Here is a 26,157-nt window from a genome sequence, read left to right on the forward strand (position 1 = left end):
CCTCGATTATAGACCAGCGGCCAGCGCCCCCCAGCCGACGGCGGCGCCGAGCAACACGACCAGCCAGGGCGGAAGCTTCCAGATCGCAAGAGCGAGATAGGCCAGCGCAACCAGCGCGAAATCGATCGGTTTCACCACCGAGCTGATGAAGACCGGGTCGTAGAGCGCGGCCAGGATCAGCCCGACGACGGCCGCATTGACCCCGCCGAGCGCGGCCTGGGCCCGACTGTTCGCCCGCAGTTTTGCCCAGAAGGGCAGGGCGGCCGGAACCAGCAGGAAAGTCGATCCGAACATGGCGACCAGCGCCGTCGCGGCGGCGGCGATCCCGTTGCCGTCCGGTGTGGCGGCGGCGCCGAGATAGGCCGAGAAGGTGAAGAGCGGGCCCGGGATCGCCTGCGCCATCCCGTAGCCGGCGAGGAAAGTGTCCCGGTCGACCAGTCCCGGCGGCACGATTTCCGCTTCCAGCAGCGGCAGCACGACATGTCCGCCGCCGAACACCAGCGCACCGACCCGGTAGAAGGTGTCGGCGATCCGGAGGTAGAGATTGTCCGTGCTTGCCGCCAGCAGCGGAAGGGCCGCGAGCAACGCGAGGAAGAGCACGAGCAAGACCAGTGCCGTCCGTGCGCCGACGCGGGTCTCGTAGGCGGCCTGCGTCTCGCCCGTTCCCCCGGGCTTCAGCGCGACCAGGCCGAAGATACCACCGGCGAGAATGACCAGGAGCTGGCCGTAAGCGGGCGCTGCGACCAGCATGAAGCCGGCGGCCAGAACGGCCAGCGTCGCGCGCGATGCGTCGGGGCAGAGCGAACGGCCCATCTGCAGGGCGGCCTGGGCGACCACGGCGACGGCAACCAGTTTCAGACCGTGCAGCCAGCCGGCTCCTTCCGCCCCTCCGGCGATGTCGACGCCGTAGGCGAAGGCAACCAGAAGGACCGCCGAAGGCAGGGTGAAACCCGCCCAGGCGGCCAGTCCGCCGAGCGGGCCGCCCTGGGTCAGCCCGATCGAGAAGCCGACCTGGCTGCTCGCCGGACCCGGCAGGAACTGGCAGAGCGCGACCATGTCCGCATAGGCCCGGTCGTCGAGCCATTTGCGGCGGGTGACGAATTCCTCCCGGAAATAACCGATATGAGCAACCGGGCCGCCGAAACTGGTGCAGCCGAGGCGCAGGAAGACGAGCAGGATCTCGAACCAGGAGCGCCGTTCCGTTTTCCCATGCGCGCTCATGCGCGTCTCGGCAGATTCAATGCTATCGCCAGCAGCCCCGCGGCGGCCGAGAGCAGGGCGTTGTAACCGGCCATCGAAATTCCGAACATTTCCCAGGCGATGTCCGTACAGCGCACGACCGGCTGCGCCATGAGCTGCTGTTTCAGGGCCTCGAGACTGTCGGGCGTACCGGTGGCGCCGCATTCGGCGGTGCCTTCCCACCAGAGCTGTTCCACGCCGACGTGGAAGAGGCCGATCGCGGCGCTTGTCAGCAGGGCGAGTCCGCCAAGGATCGTGAGCCAGCGGGCCGGAAGGGGATTCCGCGCCGAGAGAAACAGGGCGAGCAGCCCGAGAAGGATCGCTGCCGCGTGGGGCCAGCGCTGGTAGAGGCAGAGCACGCAGGGCGCGAGGCCGCCGAGATACTGGAAGGCGAAGGCGCCGGCGAGCATGGTGGTGGAGAACAGGGAAACTCCTGCCGGAACGAGCCAGGCGGGTCTCTGGTCGAGCATCGATGTCACGGACCCGGTCTGCATGGCAGCGTTCCCAGCGGTTCGACGGAGCGTCCGGACGGTTCTATCCGTCCGGTGGCGAAGGTCAAGCCCTTGCGTCGGTGGCTGACTGTCAGGCCGTGCGGCGGGCGCGGGTCGCGGCCCTGAGATAGCAGAGAAGCCCCAGAATGCTGGTCCCGACGACGGTCTCGAGTGCGAAGTCGTACCCGCCGATTTCCCAGAGCAGGGAACCGAGGAAGGGCGCACCGGCGAAGCAGGCCAGATAAGGCAGCGCCATGGCGCCGGAGATGGCGCCGAAATTCTCTTGCCCCATGATCTCGCGAGTGACAACGGGCCGCATGATGCTGGTCAGGCCGTAGCCGCTGCCCTGGAGGAAGACGAACCCGGCAAGCAGCCAGAGCGAGGATCCCGCGGCGAGCAGGGCGCAGGCGACGGAAACCGCGAGGAAGCAGTAGATCATGGCGGCGAAGTTGGAGACGAAACGCTCCACCGACATCATCACCACGCGGCCGAGCACCTGCATCGGGCCGATCATCGAGGCGGCGGCGACCGCGAGCCCGGCTTCCACGCCGCGCTCCTTCAGCAACGGCAGCAGGTGATTGATCACCACGCCGTGGGAAATCGCCATCAGCGCGAAGCCGACGGCAAGCAGCCAGAATGAGGGGTTGGAGAGAAAGTGCGCGGACTTCGCCGGCGCGGCGTCACCCGCCTCGGGTCTTGGCGGTTCGAGGACGTGGTGCAGTCGTGCGGCTTCGAGCGCCCGGGCGCCCGCGAGCATCAGCGGCAGGCCGATGAGGAGGACCGAGGCACCGGACACCTGGACCGCGAACCGCCAGTCCGCGAACTCCACAAGGGCATGGGCACTCGGGAAGGACACTGTGCCGGCGAAACCCGCGACCAGCGTGATCAGGGTGATGCCCCGCTTCGCGGAGATGCCGCGTGTCCGGGTCACCAGCATGAAGCAGGGTTCGTAGAGGCAGGCGGACATGGCGGCGCCGAGGCCGCACCAGACGGCGTAGAAGACCAGCAGGCTGTCGACCTGCGACAGAAGGATGATCAGCACACCGCCGAGGATTGTGCCGCCGGTCAGAACCTGCGCGCCGTATCCCCGGTCGATCAGTTTTCCGACATAGGGCGAGCAGAGCGCGGAAATCGCGATTGAAGCGGTGAAGGCTCCGGTCAGCTCGGTCTTGGACCAGCCGAGGTCGGCCTCCCAATGCACCAGCAGGGCGGGGAAAATGTAGTAGAGCCCGGCCCAGACGACGGTCTCGGCGACGGCCAGCATGGCGATGGGAGAATCGAGACGCATCCGGCGAAAACCTCAGGCGGCTCTGTCGAGGCCGCCGCACAACACCGGCTCCCGATCGGGCCCATGGTAGACCCCCCATTGCATGCCGCCGGTCTCGAACCTGCAGCAGAAGGTCGCGAGGGTGTAGCTGTCGCTCGCCTCGTGTTCGGCGCGGCAGAGGATCGGGTTTTCCGCCCGTGTGCGATCGAACAGGATCGTCAGCGGATCGCGCTCGCCGGCAATGAGCATCTCTTCCGCCCGCTTCTGTCGTTCCCGCGAGGAATCCGAAATAGTCTGTGCGATTCCGGCAAGGCCGGGACGGATCAGATGGTTTGCATGGGCGTGCGGCGCGTCGATCTCCTTCACCACACATCCGCTTGCCGGCGCCTCGACCGAGACCATCCGGCCCGTGCCGTCGGCGAGATTGTGATGGAAGCCGGAGGCCCGGTCGGTGCGTCTCAGCAGTTCCAGCGCCTGTTCCATGGTGTCGGCGGCGAGCAGGGCGCGGGTGATGACATGACGCGGGATACCGATCGTCAGGTCGTGCGGACGGATGTTGTTGATGGTCTGCACGATGCCCGCCGCGTTCCAGCCGAAGGCGTGACCGGGCAGCATCCCGGGATAGCAATAGGCTGCGAATGCCGGGCCGCGGTCCGGTTCGAAATGTGCGAGGAAGCCCTGGCCCGCCAGCGCGGCATCGCCGTCCTCATTGTGGGCCAATAGAGCAGGATGCCCGCTTCCGGACGGGATCATCAGGCTGGTGCAGGCGTCCTCGTCGCTGCGCACGAGATCGCGCAGGTCGCCCCGGCAGTTCCACAGGAAGATCTTCTCGAACGGCTGGCTCGCGCCGTCGGCAATACCTTCGATCTCGCGCACATGGTCCGGAAAATGCCGGCGCGCGGCGGCTTCCAGCCCTTCCAGCCGCTCGGAGCCGAGCCATTGCTCCAATGCGCGGAATTGCGGTGTCGCGAAGGAGGCCTCGGCGATGGCTTTGGCGCCCTTGCGGCCGAGCGCCTGACCGAGATCGTAGGACGTGCCGCTGGCAATGATCTGATCCATGGTGCGTTTCGTCTTCGTTGCCGTTTCTTCGGTGCCGGACCTGCCCGGGAGGGCGGCCCGCTGGCGGCAACGTGATGGCGGGTGAGGGTGAGGACTGTTGCCGCGAGGAAATACCATACGCAGATTTGTTCGCGAGTACAGTACCGCTCGAACGGCTTCAGGCAGGGAGTTCGACCGCATGCTCTTCAGGCGCCTATTTCTCGCCTTCGTGGTTCTTGCCTCGATCATGAACGGCTCGGCTCTCGCGGCGCCGAAAGCAGACCTCTGGGAGCGATGGGCGGCGCAGGATCCCGAAAGCGATATCGTCCCTGACCATGCCGTTTGGGACGCGTTCCTCTCGCGCTATGTGCGGACCGGCGCCGATGGAATCGCCCGCGTCATTTATGGCGCCGTCACCGAAGCGGACCGCGCCGCGCTCCGGAGCTATGTCTCGACCCTCGTGGCCACGCCGGTGAGCAGGCTTTCGCGGCGCGAGCAGTTGCCTTTCTGGGTCAACCTCTACAATGCCCTGACCGTAGGGTTGATCCTTGAGCATTATCCGGTCGCCTCGATCCGCGACATCGACATTTCTCCGGGTTTCTTTGCCGACGGCCCCTGGGGCAAGACGCTGGTCGCAATCGAGGGCGAGGACATTTCGCTCGACGATATCGAGCACCGGATCCTGCGCCCGGTTTGGCGCGATCCCCGCATCCACTACGCAGTGAACTGCGCCTCGCTCGGGTGTCCCGACCTGCAGGCGAAGGCGATGACTTCGGCGAATGCGGAGCTGTTTCTGGAAGACGGGGCGACGGCCTACATCAATCATCCGCGCGGCGCCCGGATCGAGGGTGGAAAGCTCATCGTTTCCAGCATCTACGATTGGTTCGAAGAGGATTTCGGCGACTCGGACGCGGGCGTGATCGCACATCTGAAACGCTATGCGAAAGACGACCTTGCCATGGCCCTGGAAAGTGTCACGCGAATCTCCGATGACGCCTACGACTGGCGGCTGAACGACGTATCGGAATGAATGTCAGACCCGCCAGCGCAGCAGCAGTCGTTCCGTGCGGCCGATGATCCAGGAGACCGCGAGTCCGATGGCGGAAAGGATCGCGACGCCGGCGATGAGCTGGTCCATCGCCATCAGGCTGCCGGCGAGCAGGATATAGGCGCCGACGCCGAACTCGGCGCCGATCATCTCGGCGGCGACGAGCAGCACGATGGCGATCGCGGCGGAGATCCGGAAGCCCGGCAGGATCGCCGGCAGGGCGCCGGGCAGGATGATCTTGCGTACGATGGAGAGCCAGGAAAGGCCGAAGGACTGGCCCATGCGTATGAGCCCGCGATCCACGTTGTCCACCCCGCCATAGGTTGCGACCACGGTCGGGAAGAAGGTGCCGAAGAGGATCGTTGCGACTTTGGAGCCTTCGCCGATTCCGAACCAGATGATGAAGAGCGGCAGCAGCGCGATCTTCGGAATCGGGAAGATCGCAGCAACCATCGGCACGAGGCCGGCGCGGGCAAGCGAAAAGAGGCCGATGGCGAAGCCGACGGCGATACCGAGAAGGGTCCCGGCGGTCCAGCCGATCATCAGGCGCGAGAGCGAGGCGCCCAGATGCTTCCAGAGCTGTCCGCTGTTGTAGAGATCGATGAAGGCCGCGGCCGCCTCGCTCGGCGCCGGCAACACCAGCGGATGAATGAGTCCGGTCTGGCTGCCGGTTTCCCAGACGGCGATCAGGATGACGAGAACGGCGAAACCGACCCAGGCACGGGGCTTGGGGTTGAAACCGCCGCCGCGGAAGCGAACGGGTTTGGGGGCGCCCGCCTCAGGCATAGACCAGCTCCATGTCGGCAGCGGCCGCTTCGTCGCGGATCAGCGACCAGAGCCGGTCGCGGGCCGCGACGAGTTCGGCGGCCCGACCCGGGCGTTCGGCGAGCGGCATGTCGATCTCCACGACGTCGCGGATCTTGCCGGGACGGCGCGAGAGCACGACGATGCGATGACCGAGGCGGACGGCCTCTTCGAGATTGTGCGTGACATAGACCCCGGTGAATGGGGTCTTCGACCAGAGCGCGACGAGATCGTCCATCAGCAGTTCTCGGGTCTGGCTGTCGAGGGCCGAGAGCGGCTCGTCCATCAGCAACACCGCCGGGCGGACGGCGAGGGCGCGAGCTATGGCGACGCGCTGCTTCATGCCGCCGGAAAGCTGGCGCGGCAGCGCGGTCTTGAAATCGGAGAGCTTCGTGCGGGCGAGTACGTCGTCGATGATGCCGTCGCATGCGCTTCTCGAAAGGCCATGATCCTCCAGCACGAGCGAAACGTTCCCGGCGACGCTGCGCCAGGGCAACAGGGCGAAATCCTGGAAGATGTAGGTGAGTGGGTTGAGACTGTCGGCCGGCGGCGCGCCATGTTCCAGCACCGCGCCCTCGTCCGGCTGCTCGAGCCCACCGATCAACCGGAGCAGGGTCGATTTTCCGCAGCCGGACGGGCCGACGATGCAGATGATCTCGCCCGCCGGGATCTCGAGGTCGATGCCGCTCAGGACGGGCATGCCGCCGTAACTGTGACCGACCGCATCGAGTGTGAGGTGCATGGAAATTCCGCCGGGTGGCGCGGGGCCCGGCGATGCCGGGCCCTTGCGCTCAGTAGGTTTCGACGAACTGCGTGTCGACCAGCGTGTCGATCTCGATGCCCTTGTCGACAAGGCCTTCCGCCTGGAACCAGGCGAGCTGCTTCTTCACGTTGGTGAGGTTCAGCTTGAGGTTCGGCTGCAGACGCATCGCGCCGTTCTTGATCGACGGGGCGGCCTTTTCGTAGGGACGGCTGGTGTAGACGTACTTGTGGATCAGCCTGGTCGTCTCCTCGATGGCGGCGTCACCTTTCGTCTTGTCCACCATTGCCGCGTTGAAGTCGGCGGCGCCCTTGGCATAGGCGGCGAGAAAACGCTTCACTAGCTCCGGCCGCTCGGCCGCGTTCTTCGCCGAGGTGAAGGCGGTGGTCACCTGGTAGTCGTCATAGTCGTTGATCCAGCCGATGATCTTGGCCGCGCCGCCCTTCGAGAGCGGCTTGGCGATATGCGGAACGATGATCATGGAATCGATCTGGCCGGACTTCAGCGCGCCGATAATCGCGCCGACCTTCTGCAGCGGTTTCATCGAGATCTCGGAGGCGGCGAACCCTTCCTTAGCGGCGACCTGGGAGGCCATGTAATGGAAGGAGGAACCGGTCTGGGTGATGCCGAGGCTGCGGCCGGCGAGTTGCGCCGGGCTGGTGAGCCCCGCTTCGTAGGCCGCGCTGCTCGCGAGGATGGCGGAGCCGTCGATACCTTTCTCCTCCTGCAGCACGCCGCCGATCACCTTCACGGCGCCCTTGTCCGCGAGATTGACGAGCCCTGCGGTGATCGAAGTCACGCCGAAATCGACATCGCCCGAGGCGATTGCCACGGCCATCGGCTGCGCCGCCTGGAAAAACTTGAACTCGACCTCGAGCCCCTGCTCCGTGAAATATCCTCTCTCGAAGGCAACGAAGCCGCCCGCATGAGAGGTGAAGCGCAGCGCGCCGACGGTGATCTTGTCCGCGGCAAGCGCCGGTCCGATTGTGGTGGCCACCAATCCGACGGCCGCGAGGCCTGCCATCACGGCGCGGCGCGAGAAGAGATGCATCATCTCTGTTCCTCCCGAAACTGTTTTTGACTGGCGGATCGGTTGCCGCCGGAAGACATGCGCTTTCTTAGTCGCTTCGCCTTGTCGTGGAAACCAATTTGCGCAATCCGGTCCGCTTGCGCAAAGATAGTTGCCAATAAACCAACCTCTGGAAACGCCTCCAAATGGACAGCTTCGATTATGTCATCGTCGGCGCCGGCTCGGCCGGCTGCGTGCTCGCGAACCGTCTGAGCGCCGACCCTTCCGTTACGGTCTGTCTGCTGGAGGCGGGGCCGCCGGACTATCATCCGATGATCCATATCCCGGCCGGGTTCATGAAGACGCTGGTCGATCCGTCGGTGAACTGGCTCTACGAGAGCGAGCCGAGCTACTGGACCGGCGGACGCTCCATCGCCGCGCCGCGCGGCAAGACCCTCGGCGGGTCCAGCTCGATCAATGGGCATATCTACAACCGTGGCCAGCGGCTCGATTTCGACGGCTGGGCGCAGCGCGGCAATCGCGGCTGGGGCTATGCCGATGTACTGCCCTATTTCAAGCGCTCCGAGCGCCGCATCGGGGAGGGGGACGATACCTTCCGCGGCCGCGAGGGCAACATGGCGGTCACCAATATCGACTGGCAGCATCCGCTTTGCGACGCTTTCATCCTCGGCGCCGTCAGCCTCGGGATCCCGCACAACAAGGACTATAACGGCCAGGTTCAGGAAGGCGTCTCCTACGCCCAGCGGACGATCCACGGGGGGCGGAGGATGAGCACGGCGCGGGGCTATCTCCGCCCGGCGATGAAGCGCAAGAACCTGACCGTGCGGACCCACGCCCACGCGACTGAGATCCTGCTCGAGGGCAAGAGAGCGACGGGGGTTCGCTACTCCCACGGCGGCCGGCACGGTATTCCGACGGACGTGCATGCCCGCCGAGAGGTCATTCTCTCCGGCGGGACCGTGAATTCCCCGCAGCTTCTCCAGCTGTCGGGCATCGGAAACCCGGAGCTGCTGCGCGGCCTCGGTATCGAGGTCCGTCACGCTCTGCCGGGGGTTGGCGAGAATCTGCGCGACCATTACGCGCCGCGTTTCACGGCCCGGGTCAAGAACTCGAGCAGCATCAACGAGCTGGCGCGCGGGCCGCGGCTCTGGGGTGAGATCTTCAAGTATTTCACCGGCCAGAAGAGCATCCTCGGCCTCAGCCCGACGCTGGTCTACTGCTTCTGGCATTCGAACGAGGCGGCGCGGAACAGCGACCTGCAGTTCACCTTCACGCCCGCCAGCTACAAGGAGGGCGTGCAGTCGAAGCTCGACGACGAACCCGGCATGACGATCGCCTCCTGGCAGCAGCGGCCGGAGAGCATCGGCTACATCCGCGCCCGCAGCGCGGACCCGTTCGAGGCACCGGCGATCCAGCCGAACTACCTCGCCGAGGAGACCGACCGCCAGGTCCTGCTCTCCGGCATGAAACTGGCGCGCCGGCTGCTCCAGACCGAACCGCTGATGCCGTTTTTCGCCGGCGAGATCTATCCGGGGCCGGACGTGCAGACGGACGACGAATTGCTGGCCGCCGCCCGCGAACGGGGCACGACCACCTTCCACCTGATGGGGACCTGCCGGATGGGACCCGAGAGCGATCCGACCGCTGTCGTGGATGAGGCGCTGCGCGTACGCGGCATCGACGGGCTCCGGGTTGCGGATGCGTCGATCATGCCGACCATGCCCTCCGCCAACCTCAATGCTTCCACGATGATGATCGGCGAGAAGGCGTCCGATCTTATTCTCGACCGGCCCGCGCCGGAGGCCGCCCGATTACACGAATGAGCGAATACGTTCTTGTGCGGTCGGTTTTAGGTAAATTCCGGGAGAATTCGGCGTAAACTCGTTAAGCAAGAATTAATGTTTTTCTGATTGGATGTGAAAACAGGCGGTTACACGTTGTTGATCCGGCACAATTTGTTTTAGTATTCGCGGGAATTAACCATGGCGTTGGATTTTAACAGAGGCAGCATGGGCTCGTCGAAATCGCGCAAGAATGTATATGCGGGGCACCGTACCTCCATCATCCTGGAAGAGGATTTCTGGGATGCCCTGGAAGAGTGCGCGCATGACCGCGAGCTGTGCATCGACACGATCGTGACCGACGCCGAGAAGGCTTTCCCGGACATGAGCCGGACCGCCGCAGTCAGAATGTTCCTGCTGGAGCATTTCCGCAGCAAGGCGGACGAGCCGGACCCGATCCACTAACAATTCCTTCGACCACGCGTGAGCGGCTTCTGGCATCCGTCGCCGGAGCCTGTATCATCGCGCCATGAACGACCTCTCCAGCCTCGACGCCGCACGATCCGCGCATCATGCGGGCGATCTCGTCCGTGCCATCGCGGGATACCGCGCCATCCTTGCCGAAGCGCCCGATCCGGATGTCAGCAATATGCTGGCCATCGCGCTGGACGGCAGTGGCTCTGCGGAGGCGGCGGAAGCAACGCTCGTCGAGGCGTTCCGTCAGCATCCGTCCCATGACGGCGTCGCGCTCAATCTTGCTCGCCTGAGACTCCGCCGCGGCGCTGCGGCCGAGGCCCTGGTGCCTCTGCGCGTGGCGGCAGCGGTCGGCGATCCTTCGGCCGCCGGCCTTCTGTTCGAAACCGCATGGGCCGCCGGGGCGCATGGCGATGTCGTCGCCAGCGGAAAGCAACTGGCCGCGGCCGGGAACCTCGACAGCTCGCAGGCGGAGCGTCTCGCCGAACTGGCGCTGAGATCCGGATCGACCGAATTCGAGACGTTTCTCGAACAGGGGCTGCGCCATTTTCCCCTGTCTGCCAGGCTGCACCTTCTCAAGGCGCATCACCTGGCTCAGAAGGGCGCGCATGGCGACGCCGTGTCGGCCTTCGCGAAGAGCCTTGCGATCGTGCCGTCGGACCTCGATGCGGTCCATAACGCGGCCCGGATGCAGGAGCTCCTGGGAGAATTCGCGTCCGCCATCCGGCTCAACCGCCGGTGCCGCGTGCTGGCACCCGGCTGGGCCGAAGGACTGAAGTTCGGCGCGCGGCTAGAAGCGCTGCATGGCGAGGTCTCGGCCGCTCTACGGCTCGGCGGACAGGCGGTTGCGGCGGCGCCATTTTCCGCCACGGCCCACGCCGCGAAGGCCCTGGCGGAATTCGCCGCCGGCCGTCAGGCGGCAGCAATATCGGGCCATCGCCGTTGCCTGATCCTCGTCCCCGGCGTTGCGTCCGAGTGGAACGACCGCGGCGCCATGCTGAAACCGTTCGGCGCGTTCGAGGCGGCAGATGTCGCCTTCAGCCGGGCACGGTTGATCGCGCCAGAGCTCCTCCCGGCGATCAAGAACCACGCCGCCCTGCTGTTCGACATGACGGACATGGAGGGCGCGGCGGCGGCCTACGACGCGGCCCTGACGCTGGCGCCGGACGACGTGGCACTGGCGATGAAACGGGCGATGACCTTTCCGACAATTCTGCGCTCGGAAGCCGAGATTGATGCCATCCGCGCCGGCATCGAAACCCGCATGCGGGCCCTCAAAGCATCGGGCGGGAAAATCAGTGATCCGCTGAAGGATGTCGGGCGTCCCAATTTCTATCTCGCCTATCACGGCAGGAATGATCGGGACTTGCAGACCCTGATCGCCGAGACCTATCTCGCGCTTTGCCCGGAACTCGGCTTCGTCGCGCCGCATTGCGAGGCGCCGGCATCTCCCGACGGCCGGCGTCTGCGGATCGGGTTCCTGTCGCGCTATTTCTACGATCATTCGGTCAAGTTCATCAGCGAGGGGATCATCCGCAATCTCGACCCCGGGCGGTTCGAGGTGCATCTGATCAGTCCCACGGCGGAAGAGGATGTCGAGATCTTCCCGCCCGGCAGCGGGCCGGCCGGATATACCCGGATCCCCGAGGACCTTGCGAAGGCGCGGGCGGAGATCGCGGCGCTGGAACTGGATATCCTGGTCTTCGGCGATATCGGCATGGAACCGCTCAGCTACTATCTCGGCTTCTCGCGCTTCGCCCCGGTGCAATGCGTGATGCAGGGCCATCCGGTGACGACGGGGCTCCCGCACATGGATTATTTCGTCTGCGGGGCCCTGCAGGAAATCGGGGGCTGCGAATCGCACTACACCGAGTCGCCGGTCCGGACCGCCGACATCCCGCTCTGCTACCCGGCGCTGCCGGAGGTGCCGCCGAAACCGCTCTCCCACTTTGGATTGCCGGAAGACAGCACGCTCTATTTCTGCCCGCAGACCCTCTTCAAGTTCCATCCGGATTTCGACGCCATACTCGGCGGAATCCTCGAAGGCGACCCGAACGGTATTGTCGTTTTGCTGAAGGACCGGCAGGAAACCCGCAACCGGCAGCTCCAGGCGAGGCTCGCGGATACGCTCGGGCCCCTCACCAGGCGGATCCACTGGGTCGGGCGCATGCCGAAGCTCGATTATTACGCGCTGCTGCTGCACAGCGCGGTGATGCTCGACACAACCCATTTCTGCGGCGGCAACACGACCATCCAGGCGCTCGGGCTCGGCATTCCGCCGGTCACCCTGCCGGCGGATTACGTCCGCGGGCGGATGACGGTCGGCTGGCTCAAGGCGATCGACGTCATGGAACTGGTGGCGCAGGACCATGCGGACTATGTCCGCATTGCGCTGGCCTGCGGCACCGATCCCGCATGGCGGGCCCGCGTCGTCGCCAAGATCGAGGCCCGCAGGCACGAGTTGATCGAGAACCAGGGCTGCGTGCGGGAACTGGAGACGTTCTTTCCGGAGGCCTGCGCCGCCGCCCTGCGTGGTGAACGTTTGCGCTGGATCGCCGGGCGGCATATGCCAGAGTGAAACTCAGCTCCCGTCGTAGTCCGTGAGGTCGGCCGCCTCGCCCGGCGCGAAATCGATATGGATATGGTTTCCGTCGTGGTCGTGGATGTTGACCTGCTGGATACCCATTTCCGGCAAGACGCCGCAGCGGTAGGCGACCTTCTCCTTGCGGAGATGCGCGAGGAAGTCCGCAAGCCCGTCCGCCCGAACCGCGAAATGCTCGAGCTGCGCGTCCGGTCGGTATGGTGCCGGATCCGCAGTCACGCCGACCAGATGCACCATGGCCGCGCCATTGGCATAGAGCCATGCACCGGGGAAAGGAAAGGGCGGGCGCTCACCCGGATGCATGTCGAGGACGCGGCCGTACCAGGCGATCATCGCGTCGAGATTTTTGGTCCGGATATTCACGTGATCGAGGGTTTTGAGCGCCATGGGCTTTTCTTTCTGTTCACGTTATGTTTCATTTTCTTCCCGTCTCCGTTGAGCATAGTCCATGATCGAACAACTTCCCAATCGCGAAGCGCGCCGCCTCTTCCTTCACCTGCACGCCCTCGGCGACGCTCCGGGCCGGCCGTTCCGGCGCAAGGACGTGCCGGAGCTGATCCACCGGATCGGGTTCGTGCAGGTCGACAGCATCCGCACGGTGGAGCGGGCGCATCATCACATTCTTTTCTCCCGTGCCAATGCCTACAAGCCGGACTGGCTGCACCATCACCTTGAACGAGAACGCACTCTTTTCGAGAACTGGACGCACGACGCCTCGGTGATCCCGGTCGAGTTCTTCCGCTACTGGAGACCGAAATTCCACCGCACGCGCGAGCGGCTGATGAGCCGCGACTGGTGGCGCGAGCGGCTCGGCGAGGATTACGAGGAGACCTGCGCCCGGGTGAAGGCGCATATCGAGGAGAACGGTCCGGTCCGGTCGCGCGACCTGACGGCCGAGGAGAGCCATCACGACGGAACGGACGAGAACAAGGCCTGGTGGGGCTGGAAGCCGTCGAAATCGGCGCTCGAGCATCTCTGGCGCACCGGCGAACTGGCGGTCTCGGCGCGGGAAGGGTTCCAGAAGGTCTATGATCTGGCGGAGAAGGTGGTGCCGCCGGAACATTTCGGGGCGGAGGTCCATGACGAGGAGTTCGTCGACTGGGCCTGCCGATCCGCGCTTGAGCGGCTCGGTTTCGCGACGCCGGGTGAGCTCGCTGCGTACTGGGACGCCATCACGCCGGCCGAGGCGAAGGACTGGGCGGAACGGCAGGATCACGGGACTGCCGTCCCGGTCGAAATCCTGAATGCGGACGGCTCGGTGCGACGGCATCTGGCGCGCCCCGACGCCCTCGACATCGCCAACGAGGTGTCGCCGCCGCCCGGTCGTGTGCGATTTCTCAGCCCGTTCGACCCGGCGCTGCGCGACCGCAAGCGGCTACAGCGGCTGTTCGGCTTCGACTACCGGATCGAGGTCTTCGTGCCGGAGGAGAAGCGGCAATACGGCTACTACGTCTTCCCGGCGCTGGAGGGCGACCGGCTCACCGGCCGGATCGACATGAAGGCGGACCGCCCGGCCGGCGTGCTGCGCATCCGCAAGCTCTGGCTGGAGCCGCGGCTGTCGCTCACCGCGCAGCGTAGGGCGCGGATCGAGGCGGAGTTGCAGCGCTGGCTGAGATATCTGGGTCTGGAGCGGGCCGAAGGGGATGGGTTCGAGGTGACGCTCTAGCGGGCAATTTCTGTCCTGATACCTAGAATGTGGGGGAGTCGATTGTATGCTGAAGGGAAGCTGTCAGTGTGGCGCGGTGCGCTACGAAGTGGATGCCGATCCGATCGACATTTACGTCTGCCACTGCATCGAGTGTCGCAAACAGTCCTCGTCGGCTTTCGGGATCTCGGTGATCGTGCCGTCCGATGCGGTACGGATTGTCGAAGGCAGGACCAAGATCTGGTCACGGTCGACCGCGTCCGGAGGCGAGATCCTGTGTCTGTTCTGCGAGACTTGCGGGAGCCGGATCTCTCATGCGGATCCGAGCGAGGAAGTGGCCTCGATCAAGGGCGGATCGCTTGCCTCTCCGGTCGATCTGACCGGCGTCAAGCATATCTGGACGCGAAGCAAGCTGCCCGGAATTGCGATACCGGCCGACTCGGAGAGTTTTGAGCAAGAGCCGGAATAGAGCCGTTTTCTATGCGGCGCCGGTGGGATGCCGCCGCCGGAGCACCGTTCTCGCCGTATCGATGAAGGCGCGCAGCTTGGGATTGTTCGACATCCGGTCCGGGTAATAGAGGAAGAGCCCGGTCTCTTCGACGGAGGCCTCCGGCAGAACCTCGATCAGACTGCCGTCGGCCAGTTCGCCGGCGATCAGGGGCTCGAACATATAGATGATACCGAAGCCGTCCCGGGCAAATTCCAGTGCGATGGTCCAGTCGTTGAGGATCAGGCTTCCGGAAGTGGGCACGCGAACTTCGCCGGCACCGGATTCCAACTCCCAGTCATAGAGACCGCCGGACGGCATCCGGTAGGACATGCAATCGTGGTTTGCCAGTTCCTCGAGGGATGCCGGCCTGCCGTTGCGCTCGATATAGCTGGGTGCCGCGGCCAAAATCGTCCGGAACGGTGGCGTCAGTCGGAAGGTCTTCATGTCCTGGTCGATGCTGCCGCCGAGCCGCACCCCCGCGTCGAAGCCATCGGCCACGATGTTCACGAACCGCTTCTCGGAATCGAGCTCGATCTTGAGATCCGGATAGCGCCGGAACATTTCCTTCACGACCGGTGTCACCGCCATGGCGGTGAACGGTTGAGCGACAGTCAAGCGCAGCAGCCCCGAAACGCTGCCCTGCGCCGATTTCAGCCGTTCCAGCACGTCGTCCAGTCCGGAAATGGACGGTCCGGCGGTATCCACCAGTAACTGCCCCCAATCCGTGAGGGAGACGCTGCGCGTGGTGCGGGCGAAGAGCGGCAGGCCGAGCCGGTCCTCCACCAGCCGCACGGAATGACTGACGGCCGAGGCGCTCATGCCGAGTTCCTTGGCGGCGGCAGCGAACCCGCCGCGCCTGGCGACGGCGAGGATGACGGGGAGATGAGGGAGTAGATCGCGGCTCATTGCTGAGAAATATTGAATAATCCTTGCGGTTCAAGGTCGGGTGTCATTTTCGCGTTTGCCCCCATCTTTTTGCCCAACGGCGATGAGAGCGGCGCGGGGAAGCGCCGGAGGCTCTCACGCACGTGTGGGAGAGCTGAAAATGATCACACTCAATCTGAACGGCACCGAGCACCAGCTCGATGCGGACGGCGATACGCCCCTGCTGTGGGCGATCCGCGACCATGTCGGTCTCACCGGCACCAAGTTCGGCTGCGGGCTTGCCATGTGCGGCGCCTGCACCGTCCATGTCGACGGCGTGCCGGTGCGTTCCTGCCAGACTTTTCTGGAGGATGTGGAAGGCGCGAAGGTCACCACCATCGAAGGGGTGGACGGCAAGGTCGCCGAGACCGTGCAGGCGGTCTGGGCCGATCTCGACGTGCCGCAATGCGGCTACTGCCAGTCCGGGCAGATCATGTCCGCGGCCGCGCTGCTCGCCGAGACGTCGAAGCCGACGGACGAGGATATCGACGCGGCGATGAGCGGTAATCTCTGCCGCTGCGCCACCTACCAACGCATTCGCGCCGCGATCCACGAAGCAGCCGACCGTCTGGAGGCCTGACCGATGCTTGTGAAGAAACTGGACCATCTGGCCAGGACGGCGGCGAACGCGCCGGTCTCGCGCCGCAATTTCCTTCTGTCCGCGACCGCCACGGCCGCGGGTTTTGCCATCGGTTACAGGCCGCTCACCGGTCTTGCCGCCGGTCCCGCTCCGGAACCGGGGAACAATCTCGCCGCCTATATCATGATCTCCGAGGACGATACCGTCACCATCCTCTCCTCGCAGTTCGACATGGGGCAGGGCTCCTATCACGGGATCGCCACGCTGGTGATCGAGGAACTCGGCGCCGACTGGGGTCAGGTCACGGTCCAGGGCGCTTCGGGCGATATCGCCCATTACGGCAACCTGATGTGGGGCGGAGCCGCTCAGGGCTCTGGCGGCTCGACCTCGATGGCCACGTCCTGGGACCGCTACCGCAAGGCGGGCGCGGCGGCCCGCATGATGCTGACCGAAGCGGCCGCAGGCGACTGGGGCGTCCCGGCCTCAGAGATCACGGTCGAGAAAGGCATGATCCGCCATGCCGGTTCCGGCCGTAAGGCCGGCTTCGGCACCTTCGCAAAGAAGGCGGCCGGGGTGGAGATCCCCGAGACGATTGCCCTCAAGGACCGTTCGGAATGGACCGAGATCGGCAATGCGGACATCGCGCGCTATGACCGGGTCGGCAAGACCAACGGAACGCAGGATTTCACAATCGACGTCAGGCTGCCGGGCATGCTCACCGCGGTGATGATCCATCCGCCGAAATTCGGCGCGACCGTTATGGGCTTCGATGCGGCGGAGGCGAAGGCGGTGAAGGGCGTGACCGACGTGGTCGCAATCAAGCGCGGTGTCGCCGTGGTGGCCACGGACATGTGGAGCGCCCTGAAGGCCCGCGACCTCGTGACCGTCGACTGGGACGAGAGCCAGGCGGAGCAGCGCGGCAGCGAGCAGATCATGTCCGAGTATCGCGCGCTGGCACCGAAGGCGCCGATGGCGATTGCCCGTCGGGACGGCGATCCGGAGGCGGCGCTCGCGGGGGCGGCCAAGACCTTCGAGGCGACCTACGAGTTCCCGTTCCTTGCCCATGGCGCCATGGAGCCGCTGAACGCTGTCGCCCGGATGAATGCCGACGGCACGCTTGAGGTCTGGGGTGGTCACCAGATTCCGGATCTCTACCAGTATGTCACCTCGCAGATCGCCGAGCTCCCGCCGGAGAAGGTGAAGATGCATGTGATGAAGACCGGTGGCGGCTTCGGGCGGCGGGCGACGCCGGACGCCGACGTGGTCGCCGAGGCGGTGGCCATCGCTAAGGCGATTGGCTGGAAGGCGCCGGTCAAGGTGCAATGGACCCGCGAGAACGACATGCGGGGCGGCCGTTATCGTCCGGCCTATATCCACCGCATGCGGGCCGGGGTCGACGAGAACGGAAGGATTGTCGCCTGGGACAACCATATCGTCGGGCAGTCGATCGTCGCGGGAACGCCGTTCGAGGGCCTGATCGTGAAGGGCGTCGACCAGACCTCGGTGGAAGGCTCCTCGACACTGCCGTATGCGATCCCCAATCTCGGGGTCGGCCTGACGACGACGGACGTGAAGGTACCGGTGCTCTGGTGGCGCGCCGTGGGCTCGACCCATACCGCTTACGCGACCGAAGCGTTTCTCGACGAGATCATCGCCGATCTCGGAGCCGACCCGGTGCAGTTCCGGCTCGACCTGCTGAAGGACCATCCGCGCCATGCCGGCGTCCTGAAGCTGGCAGCCGAGAAGGCCGGTTGGGGCAAGCCCCTGCCCGATGACCATCACTTCGGCGTCGCGGTGCATGAGAGCTTCAGCTCCTACGTCGCTGAGATCGCGGAGGTCTCGGTCGAGGATGACGAAGTGATCGTTCATCGTGTCGTCGCGGCTGTCGACGTGGGTACCGCGATCAATCCGGACGTGATCCGGGCCCAGGTCGAGGGCGGGATCGGGTTCGGTCTCGGCGCGGTGCTGCAGGAGGAGATCACGCTCACCGACGGAGAGGTCGATCAGGGCAACTACGATACCTATCTGCCGCTGCGGATCGACCGGATGCCGAAGATCGAGGCCCATATCGTCGAGAGTACGGAGCGTCCGACCGGCATCGGCGAGCCGGGCGTCCCGCCGATCGGTCCCGCCGTCGCCAACGCGGTGTTCCGCGCTAGTGGCAAGCGGGTCCGGGTGCTGCCCTTCGAGAAAGGCTTTACGTCGGCCTGATTGCGCGGACGTATCAATTGACTGGAGCCGCCGCCCTGATCCGGGCGGCGGTCTTCATTGGAGGCTGATCCATCCTATGCGTTGTCATGTATGCTTTCGCAGGAAGGACAGTTGTACTGGTGGGAGTGGAAAAAAGCTCATGCTACGGTTCCCCAAACGCAAATGGGGGAGCGCACATGCACTGGACTGGCCGTCTCGATCACATTCATATCTGCACCAAGGGTTCGGAAGACATGTCCGAGCTCAGGGAAGCAACCCTGGTCGCTGGCAAGGGGATCGAGGGTGATCGCTATTTCCTCGGGACCGGGACTTACTCCGACAAACCGGCGCCGGACCGCCAGGTCACGCTGATCGAGAGCGAGACCCTGGAAGCGCTTTCCCGGGATCACAATATGGAACTGACCCCGGTCGAGAGCCGGCGCAATCTGACGGTCACCGGCGTTCCGCTGAACCATCTGGTGGGGAAAAAATTCCGCGTCGGCGAGGTGGTGCTCTATGGCGGACGGCTGAACACGCCCTGCCAGTATCTCGACGACCTGCTGGGCAAGAAGCTCTTCAAGCTGCTGCTGAACCGCTCCGGCCTCAATTGCGAAATCGTCGAGGGCGGCGTGATTCGGCCCGGAGACATACTCGAACCGGTGGATTAGGAGGAGGTCCTCATGACCGTCAAGCGGATCGTGGCCAATCTCGCCGCACCGGATGTCGAAGCCACGGCGCGCTTTTACCGGGAGCTTTTCGGTCTCGAACTCAAGATGGATCTCGGCTGGATCGCGACTCTCGGCTCGGACGAGAGCATGCGCGTCCAGTTCAGCCTGATGCGCGAAGGCGGGTCAGGCGCCCCGGTTCCGGACATTTCCATCGAGGTCGACGATCTGGACGCCATGCTGGAGAAGGTGCGGTCGAGCGGTTACGAGATCGAGTACGGACCGGCGGACGAGCCGTGGGGTGTCCGCCGGTTCTACCTGCGCGATCCAGAAGGCCGACTGGTGAACGTGTTGACGCATCTATGAGTGAGGCTCAGAACCTGAAGTCCGGCAGTTCGTTGAAAGCTTTCTTCAACGCGTCGCCCCAGCCTTCCGAAACGGCCATGTAATAGGGGTCGTCGGCCTTGATACGCCTTGTGTGGCCGACTTGGAAACTGTCCGTCTCGTAGGTCATCAGATCCAGCGGCAATCCGACGGAGAGGTTGGCTTTCACCGTCGAGTCGAAGGAGACCAGGAGCAGTTTGACGGCGTCTTCGAAGCTCATCGCCGGATCAAAGGCGCGCAGAATGATCGGCCGACCGTATTTGGTCTCGCCAATCTGGAAAAAGGGGGTGTCCTCCGAGGCCTCCAGGAAGTTGCCTTCCGGATAGATCAGGAACAGCCGCGGCTCTCCGCCGCGGATCTGTCCTCCAAGCATGATCGTCGCATCGAACGTCGAATCCGCGCGCATTCCGGTTGGCGAGGAGGTGAGAATTACTTCGCGCAGCATCTCGCCGACCTGGCGCGCGACCTCGAACATCGACGGCGCCTCGAGGATCGACGGACTCCGGTCTTCCGGCGCCTTGGCCCGCTCGTCAATCATGCTGATAACGGTCTGGGTGGTCGCCAGATTGCCGGAAGTCATGATGGTGAGAACACGCTCGCCCGGAATCGACCAGGTGAACAGTTTCTTGAACTGGGAGATGTTGTCGACGCCCGAATTGGTGCGGGTGTCGGACATGAAGACAAGACCCTTATCCAGCCTGAGGCCGACACAGTAGGTCATGGTATTGGAGAGCTCCGAATGGGCGGTTACTGCTGCTCGACCTGGAGGTTCACGGAAAGCGATTCGGCACTGTTTCCAAAACGCAACCCTGATACAGGCGCAGCTTCCTTATAATCCAAACCACAGGCGACGCGTACATAGCGTTCGTCGGGCGAGATGCCGTTCGAAATGTCGAAGCCGACCCAGCCGATGCCAATCACGTGGATTTCCGCCCAGGCATGCGCCGCATCCTGGTGTACCCGGTCGTTCATCATCAGGTAACCGCTGACATAGCGGGATGAGAAGCCGAGAGCGCGGGCGGCGGCGATCATGACATGCGTGTGGTCCTGGCAGACGCCGTGGCCCGCTTTCAGGGCATTCTCGGCGGTGGTCGTGACCTCGGTCTTGCCGGTCTCGTAGGAGACTCGCTCGCGAATCAGATTGCTGAGCGCGTGCAGGCGGGAGATGTCGTCGTCATAGGTGACATCGAGGGACTTCAGCAACTTGCGGACTTCAGGACCCTGGGCGGTCAACGGCGTTTCCCGGAGGTAGTACCAGAAAGGCGCCTGGAAGCCCTCCTCGCCGAGCACCCCGTGGGTGTTGTGGGTCTCGACTTCGCCTTCGACCTGGATGGTGACTTTCTCGCTCTCCGGCTCGGTGCCGCAGAGGATCACGTGGTTGCCGTGCTGGTCCGTGAAGTTCAGTTCCTCGCGGGCGCCTTCGAGCGTGATCCGCCAATCAAGAACCGACTGGCTCGCAAAGGAGCGCGGTGTCTTGCGAAGCTGCTGGAGCGCGAATGGGACGGGCGCATCGTAGTGATAGCTCGTCTTGTGGGAAATCCGTAGGCGCATGGCTAGCTATAGAACCTGTAGTCCTGTTCAATCTGGGAACTCAGCTCGCTGATACCCTGAATGAAATTCTTTAAGAATTCGTGCAAACCGGACGCGAGGATTGAGTCGATCGATCTCTTGTCGAGGGTTTCGAAGATTTTCTCGACGCAATCGTGGGACGGTTTGCGCTCCTCATACTGGGTACTGAGTTGGATTAGGTTGGCGCGAGTTTCCTGGATGCAATGGGCGAGAGACCGCGGCATGCTCCGGTCGAGAATGAGGAAGTCCGCAATGCCGCTCGGGTTGATGTTCTCTCCGTTCAGCCAGCGATAGGACCGGTTCGCCGAGACCGAGCGCAGGATGGTTTCCCACTGGACATTGTCGAGCGACGAGCCGACATGCGAGAGCGACGGCAGCAGGACGTAGTATTTCACGTCGAGAATGCGCGCGGTATTGTCCGCCCGCTCGATGAAGGTTCCGAGCCGGGCGAAATTGTAGATGTCGTTCCGCAGCATCGTGCCGACCAGGGTGCCGCGGACCAGCGTGCTCTGCTGCTTGATGACCGCGAGCACCTCCGGCAGATCCCGCTCGCGGATCGGACGCTGCAGGGTCTGGCTGATCACCATCCAGCATTCGTTGGTGGCTTCCCAGACCTCGCGCGTGAGGGCGGTCCGGACCAGACGGGCATTGGTGCGGGCCTGTTCGGTGACGGCGCGGACGCTCGAAGCGTTATCGCGGTCGCGCAGCAGATAATCGACGACATTGGCGGCCGTGTATTCGTCGTAGCGGTTCTCGAACCCCGCGGTGACGCCCGCCGTGGCAATGACCGACTGCCACTCGCTGGTCGCCGCCGTGGACCGGGTGAGGGCGATCCGGAAACCGGCTTCAAGGAGACGGGCAAGGTTCTCGCTCCGCTCCAGATAGCGGAACATCCAGTAGAGGCCGCCTGCGGATTTTCCCAGCATCAGTCGTCCAGCACCCAGGTATCTTTGGTTCCGCCGCCCTGGCTGGAATTGACCACCAGGGACCCTTTCTTGAGCGCGACCCTGGTGAGTCCGCCCGGCGTAATGTCGACGCTGTCCGGCGAGACCAGCACGAAGGGGCGCAGGTCAACATGGCGCGGTGCGAGGCCGGCTTTCGTCAGGATCGGAACGGTGGAGAGCGCAAGTGTCGGCTGGGCGATGTAATTGCCCGGTTTTGCCTTCAGCAACTTGCGGAATCGGGCGATTTCCTTCTTGCTCGCGGTCGGGCCGATCAGCATGCCGTACCCGCCGGAGCCGTGGACTTCCTTGACGACGAGGTCTTCGAGATTGTCGAGCACATAGGCGAGCGAGTCGGGGTCGCCGCAGCGCCAGGTCTCGACATTTTTCAAAATCGGAACCTCGCCGGTATAGAACTGCACGATTTCCGGCATGTAGGAGTAGACCGCCTTGTCGTCGGCGATGCCGGTGCCGGGCGCGTTGGCGATGGTGATGCCGCCAGCCCGGTAGACATCCATGATGCCCGGGACGCCGAGCATCGAGTCCGGGTTGAAGTTCAGAGGGTCGAGATACTCGTCGTCGACGCGGCGGTAGATCACGTCGATCGGCTCGTAGCCCCTAGTTGTCCGCATGGCGACGCGGCCATCGGTCACGCGCAGATCGTGTCCTTCGACAAGTTCCGCTCCCATCTGGTCGGCGAGGAAGGAATGCTCGAAATAGGCGGAATTGTGTATTCCCGGGGTCAGGACCGCGATCACAGGCCGGCCCTTGCAAACGCTCGGCGCGGAGCGGGCAAGAGCGCGGCGCAGGGCTTTCGGGTAGTCGCTGACGCTCTGCACCGGAATTTTCGAGAACAGTTCCGGGAACATCTGCAACATCGTCTCCCGGTTCTCCAGCATGTAGGAGACACCCGAGGGTGTGCGGGCATTGTCCTCAAGCACGAAAAACTCGTTGTCGCCCGTGCGGACCAGATCGATCCCGACAATGTGGGTGTAGACGCCGCCCGGCGGTGAGACACCGATCATCTTCGGCTCGAAAGCGCTGTTTTCGGCGATCAGGCGTTCCGGTACGCGGCCGGCCCGGACGATCTCCTGGCGGTGATAGATGTCATGCAGGAAGGCATTGATCGCCCTCACGCGCTGCTCGATACCGCGGGCAAGGCGTGCCCATTCACGTGACGAGAGGATGCGCGGCACAACGTCGAACGGAATCAGTCGCTCGGTGTTTTCCGTGTCGCCATAGACGTTGAATGTGATCCCGGTGCGCCGGAAGAATTTCTCCGCCTCGGCGGATTTCTTCAGAAGCTGCGCCGGATCTTCGGCAGCGATCCAGTTGTGGTATTCGCGATAGGCGTCACGGACCCCTCCGCCGCCGCCGAACATCTCATCGTAATCGCTTGTGCCATCTCCCATGGCACGAATTAGAGCAAGTTCCAGGAACGTTTCGCAAGTGCGAAGATTTCAGGCGTGTGACAGCGGGACAAATGGAAACCGCGTCTTTCGACACTTCGAGGTGCAACGAGAGACCGGTTCATGGGCAGCTGGTGCCGTCAGGCCGCCAGGGTCTGGAACTGCTTGATCTCGGATGTCACGAGATCCAGAAGCATGCTGTGCGTGAGCTGTGCCTTCAGAACGAACCGATTGATATTCTTAACGTTCCTCACATCCTCGTCCGACAGCATCCCTGGCTGGCCGGTCCGGAGAACGATCCGAATATCATTGTCGGCGATGTCCTCGCGAATATGCCGCGCCAGTTCGAAGCCCGCTTCGGGTGATTCCATCACAACGTCGAGCAGGACGAGAGAGATCCCGTCGCATTTGGTCAGTACCTCGACCGCTTCCTCTCGTGAATAGGCGTGATGGAAATGGAGCGGGCGGCCGAGCACGGTTTCACCGCCGAGCGAGAGCAGCGTCGATCGATGCACGTCGGCATCGTCGTCGACGATGAGGACCCGCCACGGGGCCTGCTGTTCCGGAGCGGTATCCTCGTCTTCCTCATCTTCATCGGCGAAGATAAAGGCGTCCGGGTCTTCGGTGTCGGTGGCCGCCAAATGACGGGATTGCCGTATGATGCCGATGCGAGGCCAAGCGGGAGACCCGCATAGGTGGGCTGGCAGGTCCACGTCCTGACGGAACTTCATGCCTTGGTCCTCCTGTCGCTTGGATTCCGGTCGCTCTGATGACCTCGATTCAGCAGCCCGTTGGCCAATGCCAAGGAAGCCTGCTCCGAAGTCGATCTTGTCAGGAGCATGGTCGACAGAATTTAATTTGAAGTTAATCCAAAGGCTGCCCAGCAAGAATCCGGAGCCACCTTCGTGCGGGATCAGCCGACGAAGGCCCGCTCGACGACGAACTGTGCGGGGTTGTTGTTCGCCCCTTCGGTCAGCCCGGCTTTCTCGCAGAGGTCCTTCACGTCCTTCAGCATAGCCATCGAACCGCAGATCATCCCCCGGTCGGTCTCGGGGTTCAGTGGCGGTACGCCGAGGTCCTTGTAGAGCTTGCCGCTCTCCATCAGGTCGGTGATCCGTCCCATCCTCTCGCTCGGCTCGCGCGTCGTGGTCGAATAGAGAGTGAGCTGAGGGCCGGCAAGCTCGCCGAAAATCTCGTCTTCCTTCAACGATGCGACGAGTTCTCTGCCGTAGGTCAGTTCCGCGACCTCGCGACAAGTGTGGGTCAGGATCAGTTCGTCAAATTTCTCGTACGTCTCCGGATCTCGGATAACCGAGGCGAAGGGCGCGATGCCGGTGCCGGTGGAGAACATGTAGAGACGCTTGCCCGGGAGCAGCGCGTCATTCACCAGAGTGCCCGTCGGCTTTTTGCGCATCAGAACGGTGTCGCCCGGCTGGATCTTCTGCAGGTGCTCGGTCAATGGGCCGTCCGGAACCTTGATCGAAAAGAACTCGAGCTCTTCGTCCCAGGACGGGCTGGCGATGGAATAGGCGCGGTAGACAGGCTTCTCGGCATTCGGCAGGCCGATCATCACGAATTCGCCGGACCGGAAGCGGAAGCTTTGCGGGCGAGTCATGCGGAACCGGAACAGCCTGTCCGTATAATGCTGCACCTCGGTGACGGTCTCGGCGAAGACTCCGTCCGGGACCGGAAATCCTCCGGTGCCGCGCGCTTCCGCGCTTTCCACGATCGTCACGTGACTGTCCATCATGTTCACTGTACCTGCTCTCCCGTTGAGAGGTCCGGCAGCCTGGCCGGCACCGCCCGATCCGGGCGGCGGTTGAGGTCAACGGCCCTAAGGTTGGGCCAATGACCGCCGTTTTCTAGCGTCGGCGGTCGTTCGGTTCAATCTTTCCATGCCATGCGCGGCGACCGGTCTTGCAATTGCCGCGACATGGGAGGGTTGCAAAGGGTCAGGCCGCGGCCTTGTCGTTCGGGCCGGGCGGGCGGCGCACGATGCCGTTTTCATCGAAGTGAATCCCGCACTCGGTCTTTTCCAGGTCGGCCCAGCGCCCGGCGCGCTGCGGCCGGCCGGCCGCTACCGGGGCCGTGCAGGGCGCACAACCGATCGAGCGGTAACCGGCCGCCTGCAACGGATGGCGCGGCAGATCGCGGACCGTGAATTCGGCGTCGATCCGGGACTCGTCCCAATCTGCGAGCGGGTTGAGGCGGATCCGTTCGCCGAACTGCTCGACCGGCTCGATATCCGCGCGCGTACCGCCGTGCGCACGCTTGCGCCCCGTGACGATCAGCCCGAAGGGCGTGATCGCCTGACGCAGCGGCAGCACCTTGCGCAGATTGCAGCAGGCATCCGGATCGCTCTGCCAGAGCGTTCCGTCCCGGTCCTGTCGCTTTATCAGGGCGGTGGAGGGGGTTGCGTTCCGGACGTCCGTCAGGCCCAGCCTGGCGATGAGTTCGTCCCGATAGGCCAGCGTTTCCGCGAAATGCTTGCCGGTATCGATAAAGATCACGGGGATCGATTTGTCGACCTCGGCGACGAGGTCCAGCAGGACCGCCGACTCGGTTCCGAACGAGGCAATGACCGCGCTTCGTCCGGGAAAGACGTCCTGGGTCAGGGCGTGAAGAAGCCCGGCTTCATCCAGACCCGAATATTCTTCCATGATCCGGCGGTGCAGTTCCGCCGTCTCGTTTTCCGTCCTGTCGCGGTGAAGGTGGGAGGTCCGCCCGTCCTTCGTTGCCCGTTCGATCGCTTGCGCCATGATCTCTCATCCATTCCGCGTCGCTCGCAGGCGGCCCCGGCGACCGGGCAAGCCTGCCCGTTGACAG

Annotated in this window: 26 protein-coding genes; 10 read left to right on the plus strand and 16 right to left on the minus strand. The window is 64.1% G+C overall.

Annotation, left to right across the window (positions count from 1 at the left end; translation table 11 throughout):
- Positions 1–6 precede the first annotated feature (6 nt).
- From chrA to ACOOE1_RS20180, 4 genes are all read right to left on the minus strand, one after another.
- Entirely contained in the window at positions 7–1,221 is a 1,215-nt protein-coding gene (gene chrA, locus ACOOE1_RS20165) for a chromate efflux transporter (protein WP_420403999.1), read from the minus strand.
- Positions 1,218–1,733 carry a disulfide bond formation protein B gene (locus ACOOE1_RS20170; RefSeq protein WP_420404000.1) on the minus strand — a complete coding sequence of 172 codons (516 nt, stop codon included), beginning with the start codon at positions 1,731–1,733 and terminating at the stop codon, positions 1,218–1,220. The genes chrA and ACOOE1_RS20170 overlap by 4 nt, the downstream gene beginning before the upstream one ends.
- 88 nt (positions 1,734–1,821) lie before the next feature.
- A complete protein-coding gene (locus ACOOE1_RS20175) occupies positions 1,822–3,018 on the minus strand; it encodes an MFS transporter (protein ID WP_420404001.1) in 1,197 nt (398 codons plus the stop codon).
- A gap of 12 nt (positions 3,019–3,030) precedes the next feature.
- A complete protein-coding gene (locus ACOOE1_RS20180; RefSeq protein WP_420404002.1) occupies positions 3,031–4,056 on the minus strand; it encodes a C45 family autoproteolytic acyltransferase/hydolase in 1,026 nt (341 codons plus the stop codon).
- Positions 4,057–4,234: 178 nt separating this feature from the next.
- Here ACOOE1_RS20180 and ACOOE1_RS20185 point away from each other — a divergent pair, with 178 nt between their 5' ends.
- Positions 4,235–5,065: a DUF547 domain-containing protein gene (locus ACOOE1_RS20185; RefSeq protein ID WP_420404003.1), complete on the plus strand. Its 831-nt coding sequence runs from the start codon at positions 4,235–4,237 to the stop codon at positions 5,063–5,065.
- A gap of 3 nt (positions 5,066–5,068) precedes the next feature.
- On the opposite strand, the gene ACOOE1_RS20190 is transcribed toward ACOOE1_RS20185, so the two are convergent.
- Genes ACOOE1_RS20190 through ACOOE1_RS20200 form a run of 3 tightly spaced genes read right to left on the minus strand, consistent with a single transcriptional unit; the run spans position 5,069 to position 7,701 of the window.
- Complete coding sequence (locus ACOOE1_RS20190) at positions 5,069–5,869, minus strand: ABC transporter permease (RefSeq protein ID WP_420404004.1); 801 nt, start codon at positions 5,867–5,869, stop codon at positions 5,069–5,071.
- A complete protein-coding gene (locus tag ACOOE1_RS20195; RefSeq protein WP_420404005.1) occupies positions 5,862–6,629 on the minus strand; it encodes an ABC transporter ATP-binding protein in 768 nt (255 codons plus the stop codon). Before ACOOE1_RS20195 ends, ACOOE1_RS20190 begins: the two co-directional genes overlap by 8 nt.
- A 49-nt stretch (positions 6,630–6,678) precedes the next feature.
- A complete protein-coding gene (locus ACOOE1_RS20200) occupies positions 6,679–7,701 on the minus strand; it encodes an ABC transporter substrate-binding protein (protein ID WP_420404006.1) in 1,023 nt (340 codons plus the stop codon).
- Positions 7,702–7,862: 161 nt separating this feature from the next.
- Here ACOOE1_RS20200 and ACOOE1_RS20205 point away from each other — a divergent pair, with 161 nt between their 5' ends.
- From ACOOE1_RS20205 to ACOOE1_RS20215, 3 genes are all read left to right on the plus strand, one after another.
- Entirely contained in the window at positions 7,863–9,500 is a 1,638-nt protein-coding gene (locus ACOOE1_RS20205) for a GMC family oxidoreductase (RefSeq protein ID WP_420404007.1), read from the plus strand.
- Positions 9,501–9,659: 159 nt separating this feature from the next.
- On the plus strand, positions 9,660–9,923 hold the full coding sequence (locus tag ACOOE1_RS20210) for a ribbon-helix-helix domain-containing protein (protein WP_420404008.1): 264 nt from the start codon (positions 9,660–9,662) through the stop codon (positions 9,921–9,923).
- Positions 9,924–9,987: 64 nt separating this feature from the next.
- Positions 9,988–12,510 carry a hypothetical protein gene (locus tag ACOOE1_RS20215; RefSeq protein WP_420404009.1) on the plus strand — a complete coding sequence of 841 codons (2,523 nt, stop codon included), beginning with the start codon at positions 9,988–9,990 and terminating at the stop codon, positions 12,508–12,510.
- A gap of 3 nt (positions 12,511–12,513) precedes the next feature.
- On the opposite strand, the gene ACOOE1_RS20220 is transcribed toward ACOOE1_RS20215, so the two are convergent.
- Positions 12,514–12,921, minus strand: a complete 408-nt coding sequence (locus ACOOE1_RS20220) for a VOC family protein (protein WP_420404010.1) — start codon at positions 12,919–12,921, stop codon at positions 12,514–12,516.
- 61 nt (positions 12,922–12,982) lie between these two features.
- On the opposite strand from ACOOE1_RS20220, the gene ACOOE1_RS20225 reads away from it, so the two are divergent.
- The gene (locus tag ACOOE1_RS20225; protein WP_420404011.1) at positions 12,983–14,200 is read left to right on the plus strand and encodes a winged helix-turn-helix domain-containing protein; all 1,218 of its coding nucleotides are present in this window, start codon (positions 12,983–12,985) and stop codon (positions 14,198–14,200) included.
- Between the two features lie 46 nt (positions 14,201–14,246).
- The gene (locus ACOOE1_RS20230) at positions 14,247–14,648 is read left to right on the plus strand and encodes a GFA family protein (protein WP_420404012.1); all 402 of its coding nucleotides are present in this window, start codon (positions 14,247–14,249) and stop codon (positions 14,646–14,648) included.
- 9 nt (positions 14,649–14,657) lie between these two features.
- Here the strand turns inward: ACOOE1_RS20230 and ACOOE1_RS20235 are convergent, their stop codons facing one another.
- Complete coding sequence (locus ACOOE1_RS20235) at positions 14,658–15,575, minus strand: LysR substrate-binding domain-containing protein (protein WP_420404013.1); 918 nt, start codon at positions 15,573–15,575, stop codon at positions 14,658–14,660.
- A 139-nt stretch (positions 15,576–15,714) separates the two neighbouring features.
- Here ACOOE1_RS20235 and ACOOE1_RS20240 point away from each other — a divergent pair, with 139 nt between their 5' ends.
- The 4 genes from ACOOE1_RS20240 to ACOOE1_RS20255 all read left to right on the plus strand — a co-directional run bounded on the left by ACOOE1_RS20240 (position 15,715) and on the right by ACOOE1_RS20255 (position 19,394).
- Entirely contained in the window at positions 15,715–16,173 is a 459-nt protein-coding gene (locus tag ACOOE1_RS20240; RefSeq protein ID WP_420404014.1) for a (2Fe-2S)-binding protein, read from the plus strand.
- Positions 16,174–16,176: 3 nt separating this feature from the next.
- Positions 16,177–18,384 (plus strand): molybdopterin cofactor-binding domain-containing protein, encoded by a 2,208-nt coding sequence (locus ACOOE1_RS20245; RefSeq protein ID WP_420404015.1) that lies wholly within the window; start codon positions 16,177–16,179, stop codon positions 18,382–18,384.
- A 176-nt stretch (positions 18,385–18,560) separates the two neighbouring features.
- A complete protein-coding gene (locus ACOOE1_RS20250) occupies positions 18,561–19,031 on the plus strand; it encodes an MOSC domain-containing protein (protein WP_420404016.1) in 471 nt (156 codons plus the stop codon).
- Between the two features lie 12 nt (positions 19,032–19,043).
- Positions 19,044–19,394, plus strand: a complete 351-nt coding sequence (locus ACOOE1_RS20255) for a VOC family protein (protein WP_420404017.1) — start codon at positions 19,044–19,046, stop codon at positions 19,392–19,394.
- Positions 19,395–19,401: 7 nt separating this feature from the next.
- Here ACOOE1_RS20255 and ACOOE1_RS20260 read toward each other — a convergent pair whose 3' ends face one another.
- The 7 genes from ACOOE1_RS20260 to ACOOE1_RS20290 all read right to left on the minus strand — a co-directional run bounded on the left by ACOOE1_RS20260 (position 19,402) and on the right by ACOOE1_RS20290 (position 26,090).
- Positions 19,402–20,133: a peptidase gene (locus ACOOE1_RS20260; protein WP_420404018.1), complete on the minus strand. Its 732-nt coding sequence runs from the start codon at positions 20,131–20,133 to the stop codon at positions 19,402–19,404.
- A 26-nt stretch (positions 20,134–20,159) separates the two neighbouring features.
- Positions 20,160–20,963, minus strand: coding sequence for a transglutaminase family protein (locus ACOOE1_RS20265; RefSeq protein ID WP_420404019.1), 804 nt, complete (start codon positions 20,961–20,963; stop codon positions 20,160–20,162).
- Between the two features lie 2 nt (positions 20,964–20,965).
- Positions 20,966–21,907: an alpha-E domain-containing protein gene (locus ACOOE1_RS20270; RefSeq protein ID WP_420404020.1), complete on the minus strand. Its 942-nt coding sequence runs from the start codon at positions 21,905–21,907 to the stop codon at positions 20,966–20,968.
- Entirely contained in the window at positions 21,907–23,334 is a 1,428-nt protein-coding gene (locus ACOOE1_RS20275; RefSeq protein WP_420404021.1) for a circularly permuted type 2 ATP-grasp protein, read from the minus strand. Before ACOOE1_RS20275 ends, ACOOE1_RS20270 begins: the two co-directional genes overlap by 1 nt.
- Before the next feature lie 137 nt (positions 23,335–23,471).
- The gene (locus ACOOE1_RS20280; protein ID WP_420404022.1) at positions 23,472–24,218 is read right to left on the minus strand and encodes a response regulator; all 747 of its coding nucleotides are present in this window, start codon (positions 24,216–24,218) and stop codon (positions 23,472–23,474) included.
- 26 nt (positions 24,219–24,244) lie between these two features.
- Positions 24,245–25,081, minus strand: coding sequence for a ferredoxin--NADP reductase (locus ACOOE1_RS20285; RefSeq protein ID WP_420406456.1), 837 nt, complete (start codon positions 25,079–25,081; stop codon positions 24,245–24,247).
- Between the two features lie 202 nt (positions 25,082–25,283).
- Positions 25,284–26,090 carry a phosphoadenylyl-sulfate reductase gene (locus ACOOE1_RS20290; RefSeq protein WP_420404023.1) on the minus strand — a complete coding sequence of 269 codons (807 nt, stop codon included), beginning with the start codon at positions 26,088–26,090 and terminating at the stop codon, positions 25,284–25,286.
- Between the last annotated feature and the right edge of the window lie 67 nt (positions 26,091–26,157).

The sequence above is a fragment of the Nisaea sp. genome (assembly GCF_965216895.1).
Lineage (GTDB): Bacteria > Pseudomonadota > Alphaproteobacteria > Thalassobaculales > Thalassobaculaceae > Nisaea.

Bases quoted from the DNA above. Each gene is read 5' to 3' on its own strand.
- chrA (WP_420403999.1), bottom strand. From the start codon at position 1,221: ATGAGCGCGCATGGGAAAACGGAACGGCGCTCCTGGTTCGAGATCCTG.
- ACOOE1_RS20170 (WP_420404000.1), bottom strand. From the start codon at position 1,733: ATGCAGACCGGGTCCGTGACATCGATGCTCGACCAGAGACCCGCCTGG.
- ACOOE1_RS20175 (WP_420404001.1), bottom strand. From the start codon at position 3,018: ATGCGTCTCGATTCTCCCATCGCCATGCTGGCCGTCGCCGAGACCGTC.
- ACOOE1_RS20180 (WP_420404002.1), bottom strand. From the start codon at position 4,056: ATGGATCAGATCATTGCCAGCGGCACGTCCTACGATCTCGGTCAGGCG.
- ACOOE1_RS20185 (WP_420404003.1), top strand. From the start codon at position 4,235: ATGCTCTTCAGGCGCCTATTTCTCGCCTTCGTGGTTCTTGCCTCGATC.
- ACOOE1_RS20190 (WP_420404004.1), bottom strand. From the start codon at position 5,869: ATGCCTGAGGCGGGCGCCCCCAAACCCGTTCGCTTCCGCGGCGGCGGT.
- ACOOE1_RS20195 (WP_420404005.1), bottom strand. From the start codon at position 6,629: ATGCACCTCACACTCGATGCGGTCGGTCACAGTTACGGCGGCATGCCC.
- ACOOE1_RS20200 (WP_420404006.1), bottom strand. From the start codon at position 7,701: ATGATGCATCTCTTCTCGCGCCGCGCCGTGATGGCAGGCCTCGCGGCC.
- ACOOE1_RS20205 (WP_420404007.1), top strand. From the start codon at position 7,863: ATGGACAGCTTCGATTATGTCATCGTCGGCGCCGGCTCGGCCGGCTGC.
- ACOOE1_RS20210 (WP_420404008.1), top strand. From the start codon at position 9,660: ATGGCGTTGGATTTTAACAGAGGCAGCATGGGCTCGTCGAAATCGCGC.
- ACOOE1_RS20215 (WP_420404009.1), top strand. From the start codon at position 9,988: ATGAACGACCTCTCCAGCCTCGACGCCGCACGATCCGCGCATCATGCG.
- ACOOE1_RS20220 (WP_420404010.1), bottom strand. From the start codon at position 12,921: ATGGCGCTCAAAACCCTCGATCACGTGAATATCCGGACCAAAAATCTC.
- ACOOE1_RS20225 (WP_420404011.1), top strand. From the start codon at position 12,983: ATGATCGAACAACTTCCCAATCGCGAAGCGCGCCGCCTCTTCCTTCAC.
- ACOOE1_RS20230 (WP_420404012.1), top strand. From the start codon at position 14,247: ATGCTGAAGGGAAGCTGTCAGTGTGGCGCGGTGCGCTACGAAGTGGAT.
- ACOOE1_RS20235 (WP_420404013.1), bottom strand. From the start codon at position 15,575: ATGAGCCGCGATCTACTCCCTCATCTCCCCGTCATCCTCGCCGTCGCC.
- ACOOE1_RS20240 (WP_420404014.1), top strand. From the start codon at position 15,715: ATGATCACACTCAATCTGAACGGCACCGAGCACCAGCTCGATGCGGAC.
- ACOOE1_RS20245 (WP_420404015.1), top strand. From the start codon at position 16,177: ATGCTTGTGAAGAAACTGGACCATCTGGCCAGGACGGCGGCGAACGCG.
- ACOOE1_RS20250 (WP_420404016.1), top strand. From the start codon at position 18,561: ATGCACTGGACTGGCCGTCTCGATCACATTCATATCTGCACCAAGGGT.
- ACOOE1_RS20255 (WP_420404017.1), top strand. From the start codon at position 19,044: ATGACCGTCAAGCGGATCGTGGCCAATCTCGCCGCACCGGATGTCGAA.
- ACOOE1_RS20260 (WP_420404018.1), bottom strand. From the start codon at position 20,133: ATGACCTACTGTGTCGGCCTCAGGCTGGATAAGGGTCTTGTCTTCATG.
- ACOOE1_RS20265 (WP_420404019.1), bottom strand. From the start codon at position 20,963: ATGCGCCTACGGATTTCCCACAAGACGAGCTATCACTACGATGCGCCC.
- ACOOE1_RS20270 (WP_420404020.1), bottom strand. From the start codon at position 21,907: ATGCTGGGAAAATCCGCAGGCGGCCTCTACTGGATGTTCCGCTATCTG.
- ACOOE1_RS20275 (WP_420404021.1), bottom strand. From the start codon at position 23,334: ATGGGAGATGGCACAAGCGATTACGATGAGATGTTCGGCGGCGGCGGA.
- ACOOE1_RS20285 (WP_420406456.1), bottom strand. From the start codon at position 25,081: ATGATGGACAGTCACGTGACGATCGTGGAAAGCGCGGAAGCGCGCGGC.
- ACOOE1_RS20290 (WP_420404023.1), bottom strand. From the start codon at position 26,090: ATGGCGCAAGCGATCGAACGGGCAACGAAGGACGGGCGGACCTCCCAC.